17 protein-coding genes are annotated in these 21100 nt (G+C 57.7%); 11 read left to right on the forward strand and 6 right to left on the reverse strand.

What is annotated here, in order from left to right:
• Positions 1-227 precede the first annotated feature (227 nt).
• The gene (gene rapA / locus ACJJU9_RS05450; protein WP_153329562.1) at positions 228-3074 is read right to left on the reverse strand and encodes an RNA polymerase-associated protein RapA; all 2847 of its coding nucleotides are present in this window, start codon (positions 3072-3074) and stop codon (positions 228-230) included.
• A 155-nt stretch (positions 3075-3229) separates the two neighbouring features.
• Here rapA and ACJJU9_RS05455 point away from each other — a divergent pair, with 155 nt between their 5' ends.
• The 3 genes from ACJJU9_RS05455 (at position 3230) to ccoM (ending at position 4056) form a co-directional block, all read left to right on the forward strand.
• Entirely contained in the window at positions 3230-3541 is a 312-nt protein-coding gene (locus ACJJU9_RS05455; protein ID WP_153332398.1) for an aspartate-semialdehyde dehydrogenase, read from the forward strand.
• A gap of 96 nt (positions 3542-3637) precedes the next feature.
• Complete coding sequence (locus ACJJU9_RS05460; RefSeq protein WP_088500389.1) at positions 3638-3799, forward strand: hypothetical protein; 162 nt, start codon at positions 3638-3640, stop codon at positions 3797-3799.
• A 143-nt stretch (positions 3800-3942) separates the two neighbouring features.
• A complete protein-coding gene (gene ccoM / locus ACJJU9_RS05465; protein WP_048386544.1) occupies positions 3943-4056 on the forward strand; it encodes a cytochrome c oxidase subunit CcoM in 114 nt (37 codons plus the stop codon).
• 132 nt (positions 4057-4188) lie between these two features.
• Here the strand turns inward: ccoM and ACJJU9_RS05470 are convergent, their stop codons facing one another.
• Positions 4189-5661, reverse strand: coding sequence for an inorganic phosphate transporter (locus ACJJU9_RS05470; protein WP_048369477.1), 1473 nt, complete (start codon positions 5659-5661; stop codon positions 4189-4191).
• A 346-nt stretch (positions 5662-6007) separates the two neighbouring features.
• Positions 6008-6208, reverse strand: coding sequence for a hypothetical protein (locus ACJJU9_RS05475; RefSeq protein ID WP_048369479.1), 201 nt, complete (start codon positions 6206-6208; stop codon positions 6008-6010).
• 813 nt (positions 6209-7021) lie between these two features.
• Between ACJJU9_RS05475 and pcaR the strand changes: the two genes are divergently transcribed.
• The 8 genes from pcaR to pcaC all read left to right on the forward strand — a co-directional run bounded on the left by pcaR (position 7022) and on the right by pcaC (position 14977).
• Positions 7022-7864, forward strand: coding sequence for a pca regulon transcriptional regulator PcaR (pcaR, locus tag ACJJU9_RS05480; RefSeq protein ID WP_314918581.1), 843 nt, complete (start codon positions 7022-7024; stop codon positions 7862-7864).
• A gap of 249 nt (positions 7865-8113) precedes the next feature.
• On the forward strand, positions 8114-8971 hold the full coding sequence (locus tag ACJJU9_RS05485; RefSeq protein ID WP_048369484.1) for a CoA transferase subunit A: 858 nt from the start codon (positions 8114-8116) through the stop codon (positions 8969-8971).
• On the forward strand, positions 8968-9750 hold the full coding sequence (locus tag ACJJU9_RS05490; RefSeq protein WP_173430589.1) for a CoA-transferase subunit beta: 783 nt from the start codon (positions 8968-8970) through the stop codon (positions 9748-9750). Before ACJJU9_RS05485 ends, ACJJU9_RS05490 begins: the two co-directional genes overlap by 4 nt.
• Positions 9747-10952, forward strand: a complete 1206-nt coding sequence (pcaF, locus tag ACJJU9_RS05495) for a 3-oxoadipyl-CoA thiolase (protein ID WP_323370653.1) — start codon at positions 9747-9749, stop codon at positions 10950-10952. The genes ACJJU9_RS05490 and pcaF overlap by 4 nt, the downstream gene beginning before the upstream one ends.
• 114 nt (positions 10953-11066) lie before the next feature.
• Positions 11067-12359: an MFS family transporter gene (locus ACJJU9_RS05500; protein WP_407730218.1), complete on the forward strand. Its 1293-nt coding sequence runs from the start codon at positions 11067-11069 to the stop codon at positions 12357-12359.
• A 48-nt stretch (positions 12360-12407) separates the two neighbouring features.
• A complete protein-coding gene (locus ACJJU9_RS05505; protein WP_153375100.1) occupies positions 12408-13760 on the forward strand; it encodes a 3-carboxy-cis,cis-muconate cycloisomerase in 1353 nt (450 codons plus the stop codon).
• Between the two features lie 13 nt (positions 13761-13773).
• Positions 13774-14574 (forward strand): 3-oxoadipate enol-lactonase, encoded by an 801-nt coding sequence (gene pcaD / locus ACJJU9_RS05510; protein WP_048369863.1) that lies wholly within the window; start codon positions 13774-13776, stop codon positions 14572-14574.
• Positions 14575-14584: 10 nt separating this feature from the next.
• Positions 14585-14977 (forward strand): 4-carboxymuconolactone decarboxylase, encoded by a 393-nt coding sequence (gene pcaC, locus ACJJU9_RS05515; RefSeq protein ID WP_048369492.1) that lies wholly within the window; start codon positions 14585-14587, stop codon positions 14975-14977.
• 219 nt (positions 14978-15196) lie between these two features.
• On the opposite strand, the gene ACJJU9_RS05520 is transcribed toward pcaC, so the two are convergent.
• From ACJJU9_RS05520 to ACJJU9_RS05530, 3 genes are read right to left on the reverse strand one after another with little or no spacing between them, the layout of a single operon-like run.
• Positions 15197-16648: an AdeC/AdeK/OprM family multidrug efflux complex outer membrane factor gene (locus ACJJU9_RS05520; RefSeq protein ID WP_048386551.1), complete on the reverse strand. Its 1452-nt coding sequence runs from the start codon at positions 16646-16648 to the stop codon at positions 15197-15199.
• Positions 16645-19800: an efflux RND transporter permease subunit gene (locus ACJJU9_RS05525; RefSeq protein WP_048369496.1), complete on the reverse strand. Its 3156-nt coding sequence runs from the start codon at positions 19798-19800 to the stop codon at positions 16645-16647. The genes ACJJU9_RS05520 and ACJJU9_RS05525 overlap by 4 nt, the downstream gene beginning before the upstream one ends.
• 3 nt (positions 19801-19803) lie before the next feature.
• Positions 19804-20955: an efflux RND transporter periplasmic adaptor subunit gene (locus tag ACJJU9_RS05530; protein WP_048369498.1), complete on the reverse strand. Its 1152-nt coding sequence runs from the start codon at positions 20953-20955 to the stop codon at positions 19804-19806.
• Positions 20956-21100: the final 145 nt, after the last annotated feature.

The following is a 21100-nucleotide window of genomic DNA, read 5'->3' on the forward strand; positions in this document are numbered from 1 at the left end:
CGGCACTGAGTCCAGGTTTGCCAGTCAACAGGTGCTGACGTGCTTTCAGTGTAGAGGCTGGGATAAGGCGGGGGAGGGTGATGGCGATATGATGCTAATCATTTCGTAATAAACAATTAGTTTTTAATCGCGAACTTCGGTTGAAAACCTGTAGGAGCGAGCTTGCCTCGCGATCTTTTAAAGATCAAAAGATCGCGAGACAAGCTCGCTCCTACAGAATGCAGGGGTTAGCCGGCGACCAGCACGCGAATCGCTTCAAGGCGCAGCGCGGCTTTTTCAAGCATGGCCAGCCCTTGTTCGCGTTGTTTACGCAAGGCAACCAACTCGCTATCACGTACGGTCGGATTGACCGCTTGCAGCGCAGTCAGGCGCGCCAGTTCTTCTTCCGTGTCGGCTGCCAGGCGGCGTTGCGCTTCGGCTACACGTTCAGCATGACGTGGCGCAACCTTGGCTTCGCCGGCATTGATTTTCGGCGTCAGGTTGTCGCGCTGCGCCTGGATGAACTTGTTGGCGCTGGCACGGGGCACGCTTTCCAGTTGTTCATTCAGGGTGTCGAAGGCCACGCGCGAGGACAGGTCGTTGCCGTTGGCATCGAGCAGGCAGCGCAGCGCAGCAGGCGGCAGGTAGCGGCCCAGTTGCAGGGAGCGCGGGGCAACGGCTTCGCTGACGTAAATCAGTTCGAGCAGAACGGTCCCGGGCTTGAGCGCCTTGTTTTTGATCAGTGCCACGGCGGTGTTGCCCATCGAGCCCGAAAGCACCAGATCCATGCCGCCTTGCACCATCGGGTGTTCCCAGGTGATGAACTGCATGTCCTCACGCGACAGCGCCTGGTTGCGGTCGTAGGTGATGGTCACGCCTTCGTCGTCACCCAGCGGGAAGCTGGCGTCGAGCATTTTCTCGCTCGGCTTGAGAATCAGGGCGTTCTCGGAATGGTCTTCACTGTCGATGCCGAACGCATTGAACAGGGTTTCCATGTAGATCGGCAGGGTGAACTGGTCGTCCTGCTCAAGAATCGCCTCTACAAGGGCTTCGCCTTCACCTGCCCCGCCGGAGTTGAGCTCCAGCAGGCGGTCACGACCGGTGTGCAGTTCTTGCTCCAGACGCTCGCGCTCGCTGCGGGCTTCGTTGATCAGCGCTTGCCACGGGGTGTCGTCGGTTTCTTCAAGCAACGGTAGCAGGCGTGGGCCGAACTGGTGTTGCAGGGCGTTGCCGGTCGGGCACGTGTTGAGGAATGCGTTTAAAGCCTCGTGATACCACTGGAACAGGCGCTCTTGCGGGCTGGTTTCCAGGTACGGCACGTGCAGTTCGATGACGTGCTTCTGGCCGATACGGTCCAGACGGCCGATACGCTGCTCCAGCAGGTCCGGGTGGGACGGCAGGTCGAACAGCACCAAGTGATGGGCGAACTGGAAGTTGCGGCCTTCACTGCCGATTTCCGAGCAGATCAGCACTTGTGCGCCGAACTCTTCATCAGCGAAGTAAGCGGCTGCGCGGTCACGCTCAAGAATATTCATGCCTTCGTGGAAGACCGTGGCAGGAATGCCGGAGCGAACGCGCAGGGCGTCTTCCAGATCCATGGCGGTTTCGGCGTGGGCACAGATCACCAGCACTTTGGTGCGCTTGAGCATTTTCAGGGTGTCGGTGAGCCACTCTACGCGAGGGTCAAAGCGCCACCAGCGCTCTTCATCGCTGGCGTCCGGCTGGGCCTGGAAGCTGACTTCCGGGTACAGCTCGGCGTGATCACCGATGGGCAGTTCGAGGTATTCGTCCGGGCACGGCAGCGGGTAAGCATGCAGTTTGCGTTCGGGGAAGCCCTGGATCGCGGCGCGGGTGTTACGGAACAAAACGCGGCCAGTGCCATGACGGTCGAGCAGTTCGCGAACCAGACGCGCGCTGGCTTCGGTATCGCCTTCGTTGACTGCGGCGAGCAGCGAGTCGCCTTCAGCACCCAGGAAGTTATGGATGGTGGTGTGCGCTTCAGGGGACAGGCGGCCTTTATCCAGCAGTTCCTGTACCGCCTGAGCGACCGGGCGATAGTTCTCGCTCTCGGCGCGGAAGGCGGCCAAGTCGTGGAAACGGTTGGGATCGAGCAGGCGCAAACGTGCGAAGTGGCTGTCCTGACCCAGTTGTTCCGGGGTCGCGGTCAGCAGCAAGACGCCAGGGATCACACCGGCCAGTTGCTCAACCAGACCGTATTCAGGGCTGACTTGATCTTCGTGCCACACCAGGTGGTGAGCTTCGTCGACCACCAGCAAGTCCCAGTCTGCGTCGAACAAGGCTGCTTGCGCTTTAGGGTCGTCAACCAGCCATTCCAGAGCCACCAAAGCCAACTGGCAGTCTTCAAACGGGTTACCGGCATCGCTTTCAATGAAGCGTTCTTCGTCAAACAGTGCGACTTCAAGGTTGAAGCGGCGACGCATTTCGACCAGCCACTGGTGTTGCAGGTTTTCCGGGACCACGATCAGCACACGGCTGGCGCGGCCACTGAGCAGTTGGCGATGAATCACCAGGCCCGCTTCGATGGTTTTACCCAGGCCCACTTCGTCAGCCAGCAATACGCGCGGCGCGATACGGTCGGCCACTTCACGGGCAATGTGCAGTTGGTGAGCGATAGGTTGCGCACGCACGCCACCCAAGCCCCACAGCGGCGATTGCAACTGGCGGCTAGTGTGTTCAAGGGTGTGGTAACGCAGCGAGAACCACGACAGCGGGTCGATTTGCCCGGCGAACAGACGGTCGCTGGCCAGACGGAACTGGATAAAGTTCGACAGTTGCGTTTCTGGCAGGGTCACCAGCTCGTTTTGTTCGTTGAAACCGTGATAAACCATCAGACCGCTGGAGTCATCGACTTCGCGAACGGTCATCTTCCAGCCTTCAAAGTGGATAATGGTGTCGCCCGGCGAGAAGCGCACGCGCGTCAGTGGGGCGTTACGCAGCGAATATTGGCGGGTTTCGCCAGTGGCCGGATAGAGCACGGTCAGCAAGCGACCGTCCTGTGCCAGAACGGTGCCTAAGCCTAGCTCAGCTTCGCTGTCACTAATCCAGCGTTGCCCCGGTTGATACTGCTGCGCCATGCTGCCTGACTCCCGCTTTGAAAAAGCCGAGTATATTAACGCAGCAGAGTCCTCAGTCCAAAGGACTCTGACAAAAAGCTGCTCTACTCAAAAGAAGCCAATGGCGCTTTACGATGAGTGGTTTTCAGCCGGACGCAGAACAGGAGCACACCATCATGCTGCCGCCGATTCTACCGCTGAGCGTTGTCCCCGTGACCTCACAACAAGACCCGGTACGCCCGCGACCTGAAATCCCGGCGGTGGTGCCTGCCCAGGCCAGTTCGGGGGACAGCACGGTCAACCTCAAACACCATGATGCTGACCAGGCAGCCTTGTTATTGCGCGAAGAGCAGCAGCGTCAGCAACACAAACGCCAGCATGAGGGGCAGCCGCCGCTGCCCGATGAAGTCCAGGCGGATCAGCCTGCCGATGATGGCGTGGTCGATGGGACGCAGCGTCAGGGTTTATGGATTGATATCGAGGTATGACTGGATTTTTTCTGGCCTGTTGTCCGGCCTCAACGCATTATTGCGCTGTCCCTTGAACCCTTTTAGCCAACAGCCTCTGACAGTGACCTGATTTTTATGAGCCAAGACAGCAATCTGGTTGACCTGGGTGCAGAACGTGCCAAGCGCGTGCATGACCTTAAAGAGAAGCGTCTGAACGAAGTGCGCCAGGCATTCGAGCAAGCAATGCCCTTGGAAAATGCCAAGAAAAAGCCGAAAAAGAAACCTAAAAAGCGCTGATCTACCGCGTTTTAGCTGATCTGGGTCAACTTTTCTTTCCAAGCCTCGTCGGGCCGCGATCACTATTGATCCCGGTCAACGTATGCGCCTGCCTGTGTGGTTAATCTAGCTCCAACACAAACAGACACGAGCAGGAGGCCGTCATGTTTCTCGACAATGTGGTTATCGCAGGGGTAGTGACGGTCGGTCTCATGGTGTTGTTCTTCGCAGGTCTGGGTTTTTTTATCTGGAAAGACTCCCAGAAGCGCAATAAGTAGCGCCGGGTCTTTCTGGTACACGAGCACGCAAGGCATTTTGGGCGACTTCGGTCGCCTATTTTTTTGCCTGAAATAAACGCATAAAAAAAGGTACGCCCCGCGAGGGGCGTACCTTTTTTGTCAGGCGCTGGATCAGTTGAGGGCGATGGACGCCAACCAGAACAGTGCTGCAGACAGCCCGACAGTGGCCGGCAGGGTCAGCACCCAGGCCATCAGGATGGTCTTGATGGTGTTGCCTTGCAGGCCGCTTTTGTTGGCAACCATGGTACCCGCCACGCCTGAAGACAGGATGTGCGTGGTCGAGACCGGAAGGGCAAACACGTTGGCCAGGCCAATCGCGATGGTGGTGGTGATCTGAGCGGCCATGCCTTGGGCATAGGTCATGCCTTGTTTGCCGATCTTCTCGCCGATGGTTTTAACCACACGTCTCCAGCCAACCATGGTGCCAAGGCCCAAGGCCAGCGCGACAGCCAGAATCACCCAGAACGGTGCGTATTCAGTGGTGGTGGTCAGGTCTTTACGCAGTTTTTCGAGATCCGCCTTTTCACTGGCGTCGAGCACTGGCAGCTTGCTGACTTTTTTCGCCGTGTCATCCAGGCACAGCAGGTAGCGACGAATTTCGATGCGCTGCTCAGAGGTCATGGAGTGGTAGTCAGTCACGCCCTTGAGTGAGCTCAGCAGAGCGGCAATGGTTGGCTCGGTTTGCTGCGGATTGCAGCTGAACTTGCCCGGCAGGTCGCTTTTAATGCTTTTGCCCAGTGCCAGGTATTCGTTCAGGCTTTCGTGGTTACGCTGATAGAACTGGCTCAGGTGCAGCGTCGCGTCCCGCGTTCGCTCGATCTGGTAAGTGCTGCTGTTCAAGTCCAGAACGAAGGCGCTCGGCACGATACCGATCAGTACCAGCATGATCAGGCCAATACCTTTTTGACCGTCGTTAGAGCCGTGAACGAAGCTCACGGTCATGGCAGAAATCACCAAAACCAGACGGTTCCAGAACGGCGGATGCTTTTTATCATCCAGCTTGCGGCGTTCTTCTGGGGTCTTGTGCATCTTGGAGTTCGGACGCCACCACTTCAGGCCGACCAGCATGAGGCCGGCAATGATGAAGCCCGCCAGTGGCGAGAACACCAATGAGGCGCCAATCTCGATAGCCTTCTGCCAGTTAACGCCTTCGCTCACCGGGATGCCGTTGATCAGGGCGTTGGCCAGGCCGACACCGAGGATCGAGCCGATCAGGGTGTGGGAGCTGGAGGCCGGAATCCCGAAGTACCACGTACCCAGGTTCCAGGTAATGGCTGCAGCCAGCAGCGAGAACACCATGGCCAGGCCATGTCCGGTGTTCACGTTGACCAGCAACTCTACCGGCAGCAAGTGGACGATGGCGTATGCCACCCCGACTCCGCCCAGCAGAACGCCCAGAAAGTTGAATACACCGGAGAAGAACACCGCCAGGTGAGGCGGCATGGCTTTGGTGTAGATGACAGTCGCTACCGCGTTCGCGGTGTCATGAAAGCCGTTAATGAACTCGAAGGCGAGAACAAAGGCTAGGGCGAAGAAGAGGCTGATAAGAACCCAGGCATCCAATCCGCTTAGTAGATCGATCATGAAGGTTTTCTGACACGGTCATAAAGGGGGCCGGATTATGCCAGAAAACCTTGGTAATCGATGCACTTGGTGCTCGCCGGTAACATCTATAAATGAAAAAAGCGGTAGGACACCCCGATTTACAGAGGCCAAAAAACAGCTCCAAGCCGCTGATAACAAAGGCTATAAGCGTTTCAGAGGGGAGGGCCTGTGCCTACGCGACGGTCTGATTTGAGTGTGTGAAATTTCTGTAATCAGACAGTTTGGTGGCTTGGGCAGACCTTTTGTCGGACAAAGGTCAGCCTCCGAGCAATACAGCGGCAGGAGGCGTTGTAGCCGTTTTTACACAGATTTTAGCCGTGGTGATTCACGACTCTTCAGCTTTGAGTTCTTTCTCAATTTTTTGAATTTCTTGAGAAAACGCCTGATCCAGCAGGCTTGCACGTTTGCGCCAAGGCTTGCGCTCGGGCTCCGGCTTTGCGGCATAAGTGGTCACTTCGCCGCCATAAACATCCTTGTAACGTTGTTCCTGACGCTCAAGTTCTGCGCGCAGTTCGTCTTTCGTCACAGTGCTACCTAATTAAGTAAAGATTAAACCTGGTGAACCACTCGGCAAGAGAGGTTGATGCATCTGACGTTTGAGTCAGCTTTAGACGGATATCTATAAGCACCGTCAAGGTTAAATCAACCACTCTGTGCACGCGGCAACGTCATTAATTAACACATGAGCGCTGTCGCACTTAAGTGCTCACCCCAGAGGGTGGACAATTCAGGTCGCACTTGGAAGTTAAGCCTCTCGGCCTATTGAGTTCAACGAGCGGGTTGGATCCAAAAGGCGGGAATGCTTGACTCTGTGCATTCAATTACTTGCGGGCCATAAAGGCTTGAGTAAGGCGTCTACTATCGCCGAAGCGCTTTAGGTCCGTCAACTTCCAAGTGCAAACTTTGTTGCAAAAATTCAGGGAATGAACAGCTTTCGGCATTTTTTAGAACTATTAATACGGGGGAAGGTAAATGTAGTGTCAAGTTGTTGAGCGCTACCGTCAGCTTAATTGACCGGGCATATAAGGAAAATGCACTCCAATGAGTGGGGAAGGCTGTTTGTCGCAGTGTAGCCGGTAAAAAAAGCTTAATGGAAATCAGACGCAGGTGTTGTCTGTAGTTATAAAGTACGGCAATGGAACTTTATTAAACGCACAGGATCATGAGGCGTTGCCTACGTCGCATTCATATCCGTGATGCGTGATGCGTGATGGAGGGTGAGGATATTGCGATTATCGGTCGTCGGTTCGATAATCGGCCAATATTGCATCTGCCGTGTGTCTGTTGTTACCGGGGCCGATCTGTAATAACAATAAAAGCGACATCAGGGGGATGGGGTATGAGTGAGCAATTGCGCAATGCAGTGACTGGCCTGGCGCCACCGATTGTGGCGTCACCTGCCAAACGTATTCAGGCGTTTACCGGCGACCCCGACTTCATGGCCTCGCTGGCCCGTGGTCTGGCCGTGGTGCAGGCGTTTCAGGAACGTAAACGGCACCTGACGATTGCGCAGATCAGCCATCGAACCGAGATCCCGCGCGCCGCTGTACGGCGTTGCTTGTATACGTTGATCAAACTGGGCTATGCCACCACCGATGGCCGGACCTATTCGTTGCTGCCCAAAGTGTTGACACTCGGCCATGCCTATTTGTCATCGACGCCGCTGGCGGTCTCGGCCCAGCCGTATCTGGACCGCATGAGCGAGCAACTGCACGAAGCCTGCAACATGGCGACCCTTGAAGGTGACGACATCCTCTACATCGCCCGTTCGGCCACCACCCAACGGCTGATTTCAGTCGACCTTTCGGTGGGCGGCCGCTTGCCAGCGTATTGCACGTCGATGGGGCGTATTTTGCTGGCGGCCCTTGATGATGTGACCCTTAACGAATACCTGGGCCATGCTGAGTTCCAGGCCAAAACCAGTCGAACCCTGCACACCCCTGAGGCGTTGCTTGAATGCTTGCAAAAAGTCCGCGAGCAGGGCTGGTGCGTTGTCGACCAAGAGCTGGAACAGGGACTGCGTTCGATTGCCGTACCCGTGTACGACGCTTCCGGCCAGGTACTGGCGGCCCTGAACGTCAGCACCCACGCCGGGCGCGTGTCACGTACAGAGCTGGAGCAGCGCTTTTTGCCGATCATGCTCAGTTCAAGTCGCGAACTGAGTGCGCAGCTGTTCACCTGACCTCACCATTAATCACACGAACCCTGTAGGAGCGAGCTTGCCTCGCGATCTTTTGATCTTAAAAAATCGCAGCCTTTGAGCCGCGTTTTGGTCAATTCCAAGCAGGCTAACTATGTGTTCGATTACCGAACACATCGTCGATTATCGGATTGTTTGAGCTGGGAGGGCGGCTTAACCTGCTGACAGTCCGGTGCCGCTCGACGCACCGTTTTCTATTCAGTGGCCAACAAGAAACGGGAGCTACCCCTCATGGCAGAAATCATTTCGTTACACGACGCCGTGAAACAGTTTGTGAATGACGGTGATACGGTCGCCCTCGAAGGTTTCACTCACTTGATTCCGACCGCAGCAGGTCATGAAATTATTCGTCAGGGCAAGAAAGACCTGACGTTGGTCCGTATGACGCCTGACTTGATCTACGACCAATTGATCGGCGCCGGCTGTGCACGAAAGTTGATTTTTTCCTGGGGTGGCAACCCTGGTGTTGGTTCGTTGCACCGTCTGCGCGATGCCGTCGAAAAACAGTGGCCGCAACCGCTGGAAATCGAAGAGCACAGCCACGCCGACCTGGCCAATGCCTATGTGGCGGGCGCTTCGGGCTTGCCATTTGCGGTACTGCGCGCCTATGCCGGTTCCGACTTGCCCAAGGTCAACCCGCTGATCAAGACCGTTACCTGCCCGTTTACCGGTGAAGTGCTGGCGGCGGTGCCTTCGGTGCGCCCTGACGTCACGGTGATCCACGCGCAAAAGGCTGACCGCAAGGGCAACGTGCTGTTGTGGGGCATTTTGGGCGTGCAAAAGGAGGCCGCCTTGGCCGCCAAGCGCTGCATCGTGACGGTTGAAGAAATTGTCGATGACTTGCAGGCGCCGATGAACGCCTGCGTCCTGCCAACCTGGGCATTGAGCGCCGTGTGTCACGTGCCGGGTGGTGCGCATCCGTCCTACGCACATGGTTACACCGAGCGTGATAACCGTTTCTATCAGGCCTGGGACCCGATTGCCCGTGACCGCGAAACCTTTACCGCATGGATAAACGAATACATCCACGGCACCGCCAATTTCAGTGAGTTCCAGGCCAAGCTGGCCCGCGCTTCGGAGGCAAAATAATGGCTTACTCCACCAACGAAATGATGACCGTTGCCGCCGCCCGCCGTTTGAAAAATGGCTCGGTGTGTTTTGTCGGCATTGGCCTGCCTTCGAAGGCTGCGAACCTGGCGCGCCTGACCTCGTCGCCGGATGTGGTGCTGATTTACGAGTCTGGCCCGATTGGCGCCAAGCCCAATGTGCTGCCGCTGTCGATTGGCGACGGTGAGCTGGCCGAAACGGCTGACACGGTCGTCTCCACCAGCGAGATTTTCCGCTACTGGTTGCAAGGTGGTCGGGTTGATGTCGGCTTTTTGGGTGCCGCTCAGGTAGACCGCTTCGGCAATATCAACACGACTGTGGTCGGTGACTATCACCATCCAAAGGTCCGCCTGCCGGGCGCCGGTGGTGCACCTGAAATCGCCGGTTCTGCCAAAAGCGTGCTGATCATCCTCAAGCAATCAGCCCGTTCGTTCGTCGACAAACTGGACTTCATTACCTCGGTCGGTCACGGCGAAGGTGGCGACTCGCGCAAGCGTTTGGGCCTGCCAGGCGCCGGGCCAGTGGGGATCATCACTGACCTGTGCATCATGGAACCCGAAGCGCAGACCAACGAATTTGTGGTCACCGCCCTGCACCCCGGCGTGACGCGTGAACAAGTCGTGGCGGCAACGGGCTGGGCGATTCGCTTTGCCGACAAGGTTGAGCAAACCGCCGAGCCGACCGACGTTGAGCTAAGCGCTTTGCGTGACCTGGAAGCGCGCACGGCCCTGGCCCACGGTCAGGCACCAGGAGAAGCGTGATGCGTGAAGTGTTTATCTGTGACGCGATTCGTACCCCCATTGGCCGTTTTGGCGGGGGCTTGTCGGCCGTTCGTGCGGATGATCTGGCGGCAACGCCGATCAAGGCACTGATCGAGCGCAACCCCACAGTCAAATGGGACGAAGTCGACGAAGTGTTTTTGGGCTGCGCCAACCAGGCGGGTGAAGACAACCGCAACGTTGCGCGCATGGCGGCGTTGCTGGCCGGACTGCCGGAGAGCATCCCCGGTGTCACCCTCAATCGTTTGTGTGCCTCGGGGATGGACGCGATTGGCACGGCGTTCCGTGCCATTGCCAGCGGTGAAATGGAACTGGCGATTGCCGGCGGCGTTGAATCGATGTCGCGGGCACCGTTTGTGATGGGCAAGGCGGATGCCGCGTTCTCGCGCAACATGAAGCTGGAAGACACCACCATTGGCTGGCGCTTCATCAACCCGTTGATGAAAGCTCAATACGGTGTCGATGCGATGCCGCAAACCGCCGATAACGTGGCCGATGACTACCAGATTTCTCGCGCCGACCAGGACGCCTTTGCCCTGCGCAGCCAGCAGCGCACGGCGGCTGCACAGGCGGCGGGCTATTTTGCTGAAGAGATTGTGCCGGTACGTATCGCCCACAAAAAAGGCGAAAGTGTGGTTGAGCGCGATGAACACCCGCGTGCCGACACCAGCCTCGACACCCTGAGCAAACTCAAACCGGTCAACGGCTCGGACAAAACAGTCACCGCAGGCAATGCCTCGGGGGTCAACGACGGGGCTGCGGCGTTGATTCTGGCCTCGGCTGATGCGGTCAAACGTCATGGCCTGACTGCCCGCGCGCGGGTGTTGGGCATGGCCAGCGCCGGTGTTGCGCCACGGGTGATGGGCATTGGCCCGGTGCCTGCGGTGCGCAAACTGGTTGAGCGTCTGGGCCTGGCGGTCAGTGACTTTGATGTCATCGAACTCAATGAAGCCTTTGCCAGCCAGGGGTTGGCCGTGTTGCGTGAGTTGGGGCTGGCGGATGATGCGCCACAGGTTAACCCCAATGGCGGGGCCATCGCGTTGGGCCATCCGCTGGGCATGAGCGGTGCGCGGCTGGTGCTGACGGCCCTGCACCAGTTGGAAAAAACCGGCGGTAAAAAAGGTCTGGCGACTATGTGTGTAGGGGTCGGCCAAGGCTTGGCGCTGGCGATAGAGCGGGTCTGATTTGCCCTGACGATGCGCCATGCGATTAAGGACTCAATCGTTTGGCGCATTGTGGTTGCAGGGTACTTGTTGCAAGGTATGTCTGAAAATAACTAACCAGATGAGTCTAAAATCATGACAACAGACACTCACTACACAGGAGAAGAACGTAAAAAAAGGATCTTCGCGATTGTCGGTGCCTCCTCGGGCAACCTGGTCGAATGGTTCGATTTTTACGTTTACGCGTTCTGTGCAATCTACTTTGCGCCAGCTTTTTTCCCCTCCGATGACCCGACGGTACAACTGCTGAACACGGCCGGTGTATTTGCGGCGGGCTTCTTGATGCGTCCTATCGGTGGCTGGCTGTTTGGTCGGGTGGCCGACAAGCACGGGCGCAAGAACTCAATGATGATCGCGGTGATGATGATGTGCGCCGGTTCATTGGTCATCGCCTTTTTGCCGACCTACGCCTCGATTGGTGCGTGGGCGCCCGCATTACTCTTGATGGCGCGGTTGTTCCAGGGCCTGTCGGTGGGTGGTGAATATGGCACCACGGCCACTTACATGAGTGAGGTTGCCCTCAAGGGGCAGCGTGGTTTCTTTGCCTCGTTCCAATACGTCACGTTGATCGGCGGGCAGTTGCTGGCAGTGCTGGTGGTGGTGATTCTCCAGCAGATTTTGTCAGATGAGGAACTGCGCGCATGGGGCTGGCGCATCCCGTTTGTGATTGGTGCCATCGCAGCCGTTATTTCGCTGTTGTTGCGTCGTTCCCTGGAAGAGACCACCAGCGCTGAATCCCGTAATGACAAAGACGCCGGTAGCATTGCGGCGCTGTTTCGTGACCATAAAGCTGCGTTTATCACCGTGCTCGGCTACACCGCTGGCGGCTCGCTGATTTTCTACACCTTTACCACGTACATGCAGAAATACCTGGTGAACACCGCCGGGATGCACGCCAAAACCGCCAGTTACATCATGACCGGCGCGCTCTTCCTTTATATGTGCATGCAGCCGTTGTTCGGCATGCTCGCGGACAAAATCGGCCGTCGAAATTCGATGCTCTGGTTTGGCGCCTTGGGCACATTGTGCACGGTGCCGATTTTGCTCAGCCTGAAAACCATTACCAGCCCGTTTTTGGCCTTTGTGTTGATCACCCTGGCGCTGGCGATTGTCAGCTTCTACACCTCGATCAGCGGTTTGGTTAAGGCCGAGATGTTCCCGCCACAGGTGCGGGCGTTGGGAGTAGGGCTGGCCTACGCCGTGGCTAACGCAGTGTTTGGCGGTTCGGCGGAATATGTGGCCTTGGGCCTGAAGTCCATGGGCATGGAAAACACCTTTTACTGGTACGTGACGGTCATGATGGCCATCGCCTTCCTGTTCAGTTTCCGTTTGCCGAAGCAGCCCAAATACCTGCATCACGATATGTGATGAGTTTGCGCGCGCCGATGTTCGGCGCGCGCCTGCAAAGGAAGGTTTATGAGTAACCAACTGTTCGATGCCTATTTCACGGGCAAGGCTATGGGTGCGGTGTTTTGTGACCATGGCCGGGTTCAAGCCATGCTCGACTTTGAGGCCGCCCTGGCTCGGGCTCAAGCCAGCACAGGGCTGATTCCGTCGTCAGCAGTTGCACCGATTGAAGCGGCTTGCCGCGCCGAACTCTACGACTTTGAAGCCTTGGGGCTGGCCATTGCCAGCGCTGGCAACTCGGCCATCCCGTTGGTGAAAGCGCTCGGCAAGCAGATTGCCAGCGTCAGCCCCGAGGCCGAGCGTTATGTGCACCTAGGCGCCACCAGCCAGGACGTAATGGACAGCGGGCTAGTGCTGCAACTGCGTGCCGCTCTCGAACTGATCGAGCAGGATTTGCAGCAGTTGGGCGAAGTCCTCGCGCAACAGGCCCAGCGCTACGCCACCACGCCTTTGGCGGGTCGCACCTGGTTGCAGCAAGCAACGCCTGTGACCTTGGGCATGAAAATCGCCGGTTGGCTGGGCGCCGTTACGCGCAGCCGTCAGCGGCTTCAAGCGTTAAAACCGCGTTTGCTGAGCCTGCAGTTTGGCGGTGCTTCGGGCACTTTGGCCGCGCTGGGCGATCAAGCCTTACCCGTGGCGCACGCTTTGGCCGCTGAGTTGAAGCTCGCGCTGCCCGACCAACCTTGGCACACCCAGCGTGACCGTCTGGTGGAGTTTGGCGCGGTACTGGGGATGGTTGCAGGTAGCCTGGGCAAGATGGGCCGCGACATCAGTTTGCTTATGCAGACCGAAGCGGCGGAAGTCTTCGAGCCTTCTGCGCCGGGCAAGGGCGGGTCCTCGACCATGCCGCACAAGCGCAATCCGGTGGGTTCTGCCGTATTGATCAGCGCGGCGACGCGAGTTCCTGGCCTGCTCAGCACCTTGTTCAGCGCTATGCCACAAGAGCACGAGCGCAGTTTGGGCTTGTGGCATGCCGAGTGGGAAACCCTCCCGCAGATTTGCTGTTTGGTGGCAGGCGCGTTGGCTCAAGCCCTCAATATTGCCCAAGGGCTGGAAGTGGATGCCCAGCGCATGGCGCAAAACCTCGATTTGACCCACGGCCTGGTATTGGCCGAAGCCGTGAGTATTGAATTGGCGCAGCGAGTGGGGCGCGAAACCGCGCATCACCTGTTGGAGCAATGCTGTAAGCGGGCCGTAGCCGAGCATCGGCATCTGCGTGCGGTCTTGGGCGATGAGCCCGAGATTACCGCGCAGTTATCGGCAGCCGAACTGGATCGCTTGCTCGATCCTGCTCATTACCTGGGGCAAGCGACGACGTGGGTCGAGCGGGCACGGGCTGAACATTTTGCGTTGGCAGTCTAAAAAGGAGATGGTCGTGGGGCGTGTACAACTGGCAGAAGGTGAACTCAACTACCAACTCGATGGCCCGAAAGGCGCCCCGGTGTTGGTGTTGTCCAACTCATTGGGCACGGACCTGGGCATGTGGGCAACGCAAGTTCCGGCGTTCGCGGAGCATTTTCAGGTACTGCGATACGACACCCGTGGCCATGGCCAGTCGCTGGTGACCGAAGGCCCGTACAGCATTGAGCAGTTGGGCGGCGATGTACTGGCGTTACTCGATGCGCTGCATATTGAGCGCGCGCATTTTTGCGGCCTGTCGATGGGTGGCCTGATTGGCCAGTGGTTGGGCATTCATGCCGGTTCACGCCTGAATTCACTGGTAGTTTGCAACACCGCGGCCAAGATCGGTGAGCCGTCGGTGTGGAACCCGCGGATTGAAACGGTGTTGCGTGACGGTGCAGAGGCAATGGCCGGATTGCGTGATGCCTCGATTGCCCGCTGGTTTACCGCAGACTACGCCCAGGCCCACCCGGATCAAGCCAAACGCATTACTGACATGCTGGCGGCCACCTCGCCGCAGGGTTATGCCGCCAACTGCGCGGCGGTGCGTGATGCCGATTTTCGTGATCAGCTCGGCGCGATTCGCGTGCCGACGCTGGTGATTGCAGGCACCGAAGACGCCGTGACGCCGCCTTCGGGCAGCCATTTCATTCAGGAACACGTAGCCGGTGCCGAATACGCAGAGTTCTACGCGGCGCACTTGTCCAACGTGCAGGCCGGTGATGCGTTCAGCCAGCGGGTGCTGGCCTTTTTGTTAGCCCAACAAGCGGTTTAAGGAGCGTTTTGTGGACGAGAAACAACGTTATGAAGAAGGCATGGGCGTACGCCGCGCCGTGCTGGGCGATGCACACGTCGACCGCAGCCTGAACGCCCTGACCGAGTTCAACAGCGAGTTCCAGGAAATGATCACCCGCCATGCATGGGGTGATATCTGGACGCGGCCGGGATTGCCACGTCATACCCGTAGCCTGATAACCATTGCGATGTTGATCGGCATGAACCGCAGTGAAGAACTCAAACTGCACCTGCGCGCCGCGGCCAACAATGGCGTGACCCGTGCAGAGATCAAAGAAGTGATCATGCAGAGCGCGATCTACTGCGGTATTCCGGCAGCCAATGCGACCTTCCATTTGGCAGAGTCGGTGTGGGACGAGTTGGGCGTCGAGTCCCGGGAATAATTTGTGGGAATTGCTGCCCCGTCTACGACGCCGCGTTGTCGCGCAGCAAACAGGCCACCGACTATCTTTAGCATCCCCCAATCGGTTCCCTCTCCTTCGGGAGAGGGCTAGGGTGAGGGGGATCTTGACTTTAAAGATCGCGAGGCAAGCTCGCTCCTACAGTCAGTGACCAACAAAAAACCCGCCAATTGGCGGGTTTTTTGTTTTATCGGGTCGCTATCAAGCCTTTGGCGGCTTGTCCGATACAGGCCGGTTTTGCCCGGTCTGCTCGTACCAGCCACCGCCCAGCGCCTTGTACAGTGTGACTTCGCTGGTCAGCTGCGACAGGCGATCGGTGATCAACGCCTGCTGCGCGCTGAACAACGAGCGCTGTGCATCAAGGAAGGTCAGGTTGCTGTCGACACCAATCCGATAACGGCGCTCAGCCAGACGGTAATAGTCCTGGTTGGCGTTAACGAAATCGGCTTGCGCCTGCAACTGCTGGTTGTAGGTTTGACGTGCTGCGAGGCCGTCAGAGACTTCCTGGAATGCCGTCTGGATCGCCTTCTCGTATTGCGAGACGGTGATTTCCTTCTGGATTTTCGAGTAGTCCAGGCTCGCGCGCAGAGCGCCTGCGTTGAAAATCGGCAGGTTGATCTGCGGCGAGAACAGCCAGGTGCCCGAACCGCCCTTGAACAGACCCGAGAGGTCTGGGCTCAAGGTCCCGGCATTGGCGGTGAGGCTGATGCTCGGGAAGAACGCGGCGCGTGCGGCACCAATGTTGGCGTTGGCCGCCAACAATTGGTGCTCGGCCTGAAGGATGTCGGGGCGACGTTGCAGCAAGTCAGACGGCAAGCCCGCTGGCATTTGGGTCAGCAAATCTGCCGACAGCGGTTTGGCTGTCGGTAGATTGTCCGGAATACCAGTGCCGAGCAGCAGGGCCAGGCTGTTTTCATCCTGGGCGACCTGACGGGTGTACTTGGCCAATTGAACTTTGGCGTTTTCCACTGAGGTGCGCGACTGGCTGAGCTCCAGTGCCGAGGCTACGCCCACTTCGTTGCTACGCAGGGTCAGCTTGTAGCTTTCATCGAACGCCTTGAGGGTGTCTTCAGTCAGCTTGAGCAGCTCTTTGTCCGCTTGCCAGGTCAGGTAAGCGGTCGCAACGTTGGCCACCAGACTGATCTGGGTGGAACGGCGGGCTTCTTCGGTGGCGAAGTAGTTTTCCAGAGCCTGATCGCTCAGGCTGCGGATACGCCCGAACAAGTCCAGCTCATACGCACTGACCCCAAGGGTCGCGGAGTATTGGCTGGTAATGCCCGCCTTGCCGGTTTGCGACATGCGCGCCGGGGTGCGTTGACGGCTGCCGCTGGCATCTGCGGTCACCGCCGGGAACAGGTCCGCACGCTGGATGCGGTACTGCGCGGCATAGGCGTCGATGTTCAGCGCCGCGACCCGAAGGTCGCGGTTGTTGACCAGCGCTGTCTGGATCAGCTGTTGCAGGGCAGGGTCATGGAAAAACTGACGCCAGCCTTGTTCTGCAGCGGCCTGGTTTGGCGCCTCGTTCGGCGAGTAGGCCGGGCCCTGCGGGTATTGCGCGGCTATCGGCGCTTCAGGGCGCTGGTAGTCCGGTATCAGCGAGCAGCCACTCAGCGTAAACGCTGCAACCGCTACTGCGAGAAGCGACTTGCTCATTGGCCAGCCTCTTTGTTTGGAGTGTTAGTCAGTTCTTCTTTTTGCTCAGTGTCTTTTTTATTGCCAATCGAGGAGACGGCAACAAAGAACAGCGGCACCCAGAAAATAGCCAGCAGGGTCGCACTCAGCATACCGCCGATAACACCTGTACCAATGGCGTGCTGGCTGCCCGAGCCTGCGCCGTGGGAGATGGCCAGGGGCACAACACCGAGGATGAACGCCAGGGACGTCATGATGATCGGTCGCAGACGCATCCGGCACGCTTCAATCGCGGCATCGTACAGACTACGCCCTTGTTCATGCAGCTCCTTGGCAAATTCGACGATCAGAATGGCGTTTTTCGCTGCCAGACCGATTGTCGTCAATAGACCTACCTGGAAGTACACGTCGTTGGACAGGCCACGCAGGCTGGTAGCCAGCAGCGCACCAATAATCCCCAGCGGTACAACAAGCATGACCGCGATCGGAATCGACCAGCTTTCATACAGTGCGGCAAGACACAGGAAGACCATCAGCAAGGAAATCGCGTACAAGGCAGGGGCTTGCGAGCCCGACAAACGTTCCTCGTAAGACAGACCTGTCCAGGAAATACCCACACCTGCCGGGAGTTTCTTGGCGAGGGCTTCAACCTCGGCCATGGCCTCACCACTGCTGTAGCCCGGTGCCGGTGTACCCAGAATTTCCATGGCTTCTACGCCGTTATAACGCGACAGCTTGGGTGAGCCGTAAATCCACTCGCCCTTGGCAAAGGCCGAGAACGGCACCATGGTTCCCTGATCGTTACGCACGTACCACTTCTTCAGGTCTTCCGGGCTCATACGGGAGGAGGCGGTACCTTGCAGGAACACCTTTTTCACCCGGCCGTGGTCGATGAAGTCGTTGACGTAGCTGGCACCCAGCGCGATAGACAGCGTGCTGTTAAGGTCCGCCAGGCTCACGCCCAGCGCTTGTGCGGCTTCATCGTCGATGATCAGTTTGTACTGAGGTTCGTCGTTCAGGCCGTTTGGACGCACACCCGCCAGCACTTTGCTTTGCGAAGCCATACCGAGGAACTGGTTACGCGCTTCCAGCAATTTCTCGTGGCCAATGCCTGCCTGGTCTTGAAGGAAAAAGTCAAAGCCGGTGGCGTTACCCAACTCCATGACCGCTGGCGGAGCAAATGCAAACACCATTGCATCGCGGAAAGTGAAGAAGTGCTTCTGGGCACGTGCTGCCAGCGCAAACACGCTGTTGTCGGCATCACGCTCGCCCCACGGTTTGAGCATGATAAATGCCAGACCCGAACTTTGGCCGCGACCTGCGAAGTTGAAGCCGTTCACGGTAAATACCGAAGACACCGCCGATGTTTCATCGGTCAGCAGGTATTCACGCATCCGGTCGATGACTTCCTGAGTTCGCTCGGCTGAGGTACCCGGTGGGGTTTGAACCTGAGCAAAGAGTACACCCTGGTCTTCTTCCGGAAGGAAGGAGGTCGGAATGCGGGTAAACAGGAACACCATGCCCACAACGATCAGGACATAGGCCAGCAGGTACGGTGCTTTGTGGCGCAGAATGCTGCCTACGCTTTTTTCGTAGCCGCGTACGCCGCTGTCAAAGGTACGGTTGAACCAGCCGAAGAACCCACGCTTGTTCTGACCGTGATCACCCTTGGTGATCGGTTTGAGCATCGTGGCACACAGAGCCGGGGTGAACACCAAGGCGACCACAACCGACAGGGCCATGGCCGATACGATGGTGATCGAGAACTGACGGTAGATCACACCGGTGGAGCCGCCGAAGAACGCCATCGGCAGCAATACCGCCGACAGTACAAGGGCAATACCCACCAGAGCGCCCTGGATCTGGCCCATGGACTTCTTGGTGGCTTCTTTGGGCGGCAGGCCTTCCTCGGCCATTACCCGCTCGACGTTTTCCACCACAACGATGGCATCGTCCACCAGCAAGCCGATGGCCAGGACCATACCGAACATGGTCAGGGTGTTAATGCTGAAGCCTGCAGCGGCGAGGATCCCGAAGGTACCCAGCAATACAACCGGTACTGTCATCGTGGTGATGATGGTGGCGCGGAAGTTTTGCAGGAACAGGAACATCACCAGGAACACCAGCACGACAGCTTCTACCAGTGTTTCAACAACCCCTTTGATGGAGGCCGAGATCACTGGAGTGGTGTCATACGGGAATACGACTTCCATCCCTGGCGGGAAGAAGGGTTCCAGGTCAGTAATGGTTTTGCGAACAGCTTTGGCTGTGTCCAAGGCGTTAGCGTCAGACGCCAGCTTGATTGCAATACCGGAAGATGGCTTGCCGTTGTACTGGGCGCTGATGCTGTAGTTCTCACCGCCCAGGCCCACTTCGGAGACATCACCCAGACGAACCTGAGAGCCGTCGGTGTTCACTTTCAGCAGGATCTTTTTAAACTCGTCTGCGGTTTGCAGGCGGGTTTTGCCAATGATCGTTGCGTTCAGCTCCTGGCCTTTCAGCGCAGGCAGACCACCCAGTTGACCGGAAGACACCTGTACGTTCTGCGCCGAGATCGCGGATTTAACATCCACCGGGGTCAGGTTGTACTTGTTCAACTTGGCCGGGTCCAGCCAGATACGCATGGCGTACTGAGCACCGAACACCTGGAAGTCACCCACGCCTGCCGTCCGCGACAGCGGGTCTTGCATGTTGGAGACGATGTAGTTCGACAAGTCGTCCTTGTTCATGCTGCCGTCGGTGGACACCACGCCGACTACCATCAGGAAGTTTTTCACTGCCTTGGTCACCCGGATACCCTGCTGCTGCACTTCTTGCGGCAGCAGCGGGGTGGCCAGGTTCAGCTTGTTCTGCACCTGGACCTGAGCGGTGTCAGGGTTGGTACCCTGGTCGAACGTTACGGTAATGGTCATGCTGCCGTCGGAGTTACTTTCCGATGACACGTAACGCAGGTGGTCAATACCGTTAAGTTGCTGCTCGATCACCTGAACCACGGTGTCCTGTACGGTTTGTGCCGAAGCACCCGGATAGGTCACGGAAATCGAGATGGCCGGTGGTGCGATGCTCGGGTACTGGTTTATCGGCAGCTTGAGGATCGATAAAGCCCCGACCAGCATGATCACCAGGGCTATTACCCAGGCGAAAATTGGACGGTCGATAAAAAATTTCGACATGGTTTATTCCCCTTTACTGCCCGAAGCTTTATCAGTGGCCGGGGCCGATGCCGGGGTTGCGCCTGGAGTCTTGTCCATGATTTTGACTTCAGCGCCTGGACGGACGTACTGCAGGCCGTCAGTAATCAGACGGTCACCGGCGTTCAGGCCTTTTTCTACCAGCCAGTCGCTGCCAACCGTGCGCGTTGCTTGCAACACACGCAGCTCAACTTTGTTGTCCGGACCGACGATCAGGGCCGTTGGCTCGCCTTTGGCGTTGTGGGTGACGCCAATCTGCGGGGCCAGAATGGCATCGCTGTTGATGCCCGCTTCCAGTTGGGCGTGAACGAACATACCAGGCAACAGAACGCTGTCAGGGTTCGGGAACACCGCACGCAGGGTGACGGAACCGGTGGTCTCGTCTACCGAGACTTCGGTGAACTCAAGACGACCTTCCAGCGGGTATTCGCTACCGTCCGGCAGGGTCAGTTTGACCTTGGCAGCGTTCTCACCAGCTTTTTTCAGACGGCCATCTGCCAGGTCGCGACGCAGTTCCAGCATCTCTACCGAGGACTGGGTCACGTCTACGTAAATCGGGTCCAGTTGAGTAATCACGGCCAATGCATTGGCTTGGCCACTGGTTACGAGTGCGCCTTCAGTGAACAGCGAGCGACCAATACGACCTGACAGCGGCGCGAGGACCTTGGTGTAGCGCAGGTTTACCTGAGCGGTTTTCAGTGCAGCTTCGGCTTCTAGACGAGCAGCTTCGGCGTTGTCGTATTCCTGACGGCTCACGGCTTGCTCTGCAACCAGTTGCTTGTAGCGATCAGCCAGGGATTTGGCCGATTGCAGGGTCGCCTTGGCGCTCAGCACGCTGCTCTCGTAGATCGCCGGATCGATTTGATACAGCTGCTGGCCTTCTTTAACGTCGCTGCCTTCTTTGAAGTAGCGCTTAAGGATAATGCCGTTTACTTGAGGGCGAACTTCTGCCGAACGGTATGAAGTCGTTCGACCAGGAAGATCGGTAGTCAAGGTAAATGGTTGGGTTTTCAGCGTCACGACGCCGACCTGAGGGGTTTGTGGGGCAGGTGCTGCCTCTTCCTTCTTACATCCGCTGAGCAGCGAAGCTAGGGTGATGGCAGCAACCAGAGCGGTAACAGCTGGCTTAAATTGCATGAAGATCCTCGGGTCAGGCACGCGAAAGCGCACAAGAATAGTGGAAGGGTATAGAAAGCTGTTCCGGGTGGATAATGAGCTTGCTAAGGAATATACTTACATTCGTGTCTGTTTGTAAACAGTGGGAACCTGTCGCAAGCCGCGT

This window comes from Pseudomonas helleri (assembly GCF_045830615.1).
Taxonomy (GTDB): domain Bacteria; phylum Pseudomonadota; class Gammaproteobacteria; order Pseudomonadales; family Pseudomonadaceae; genus Aquipseudomonas; species Aquipseudomonas helleri.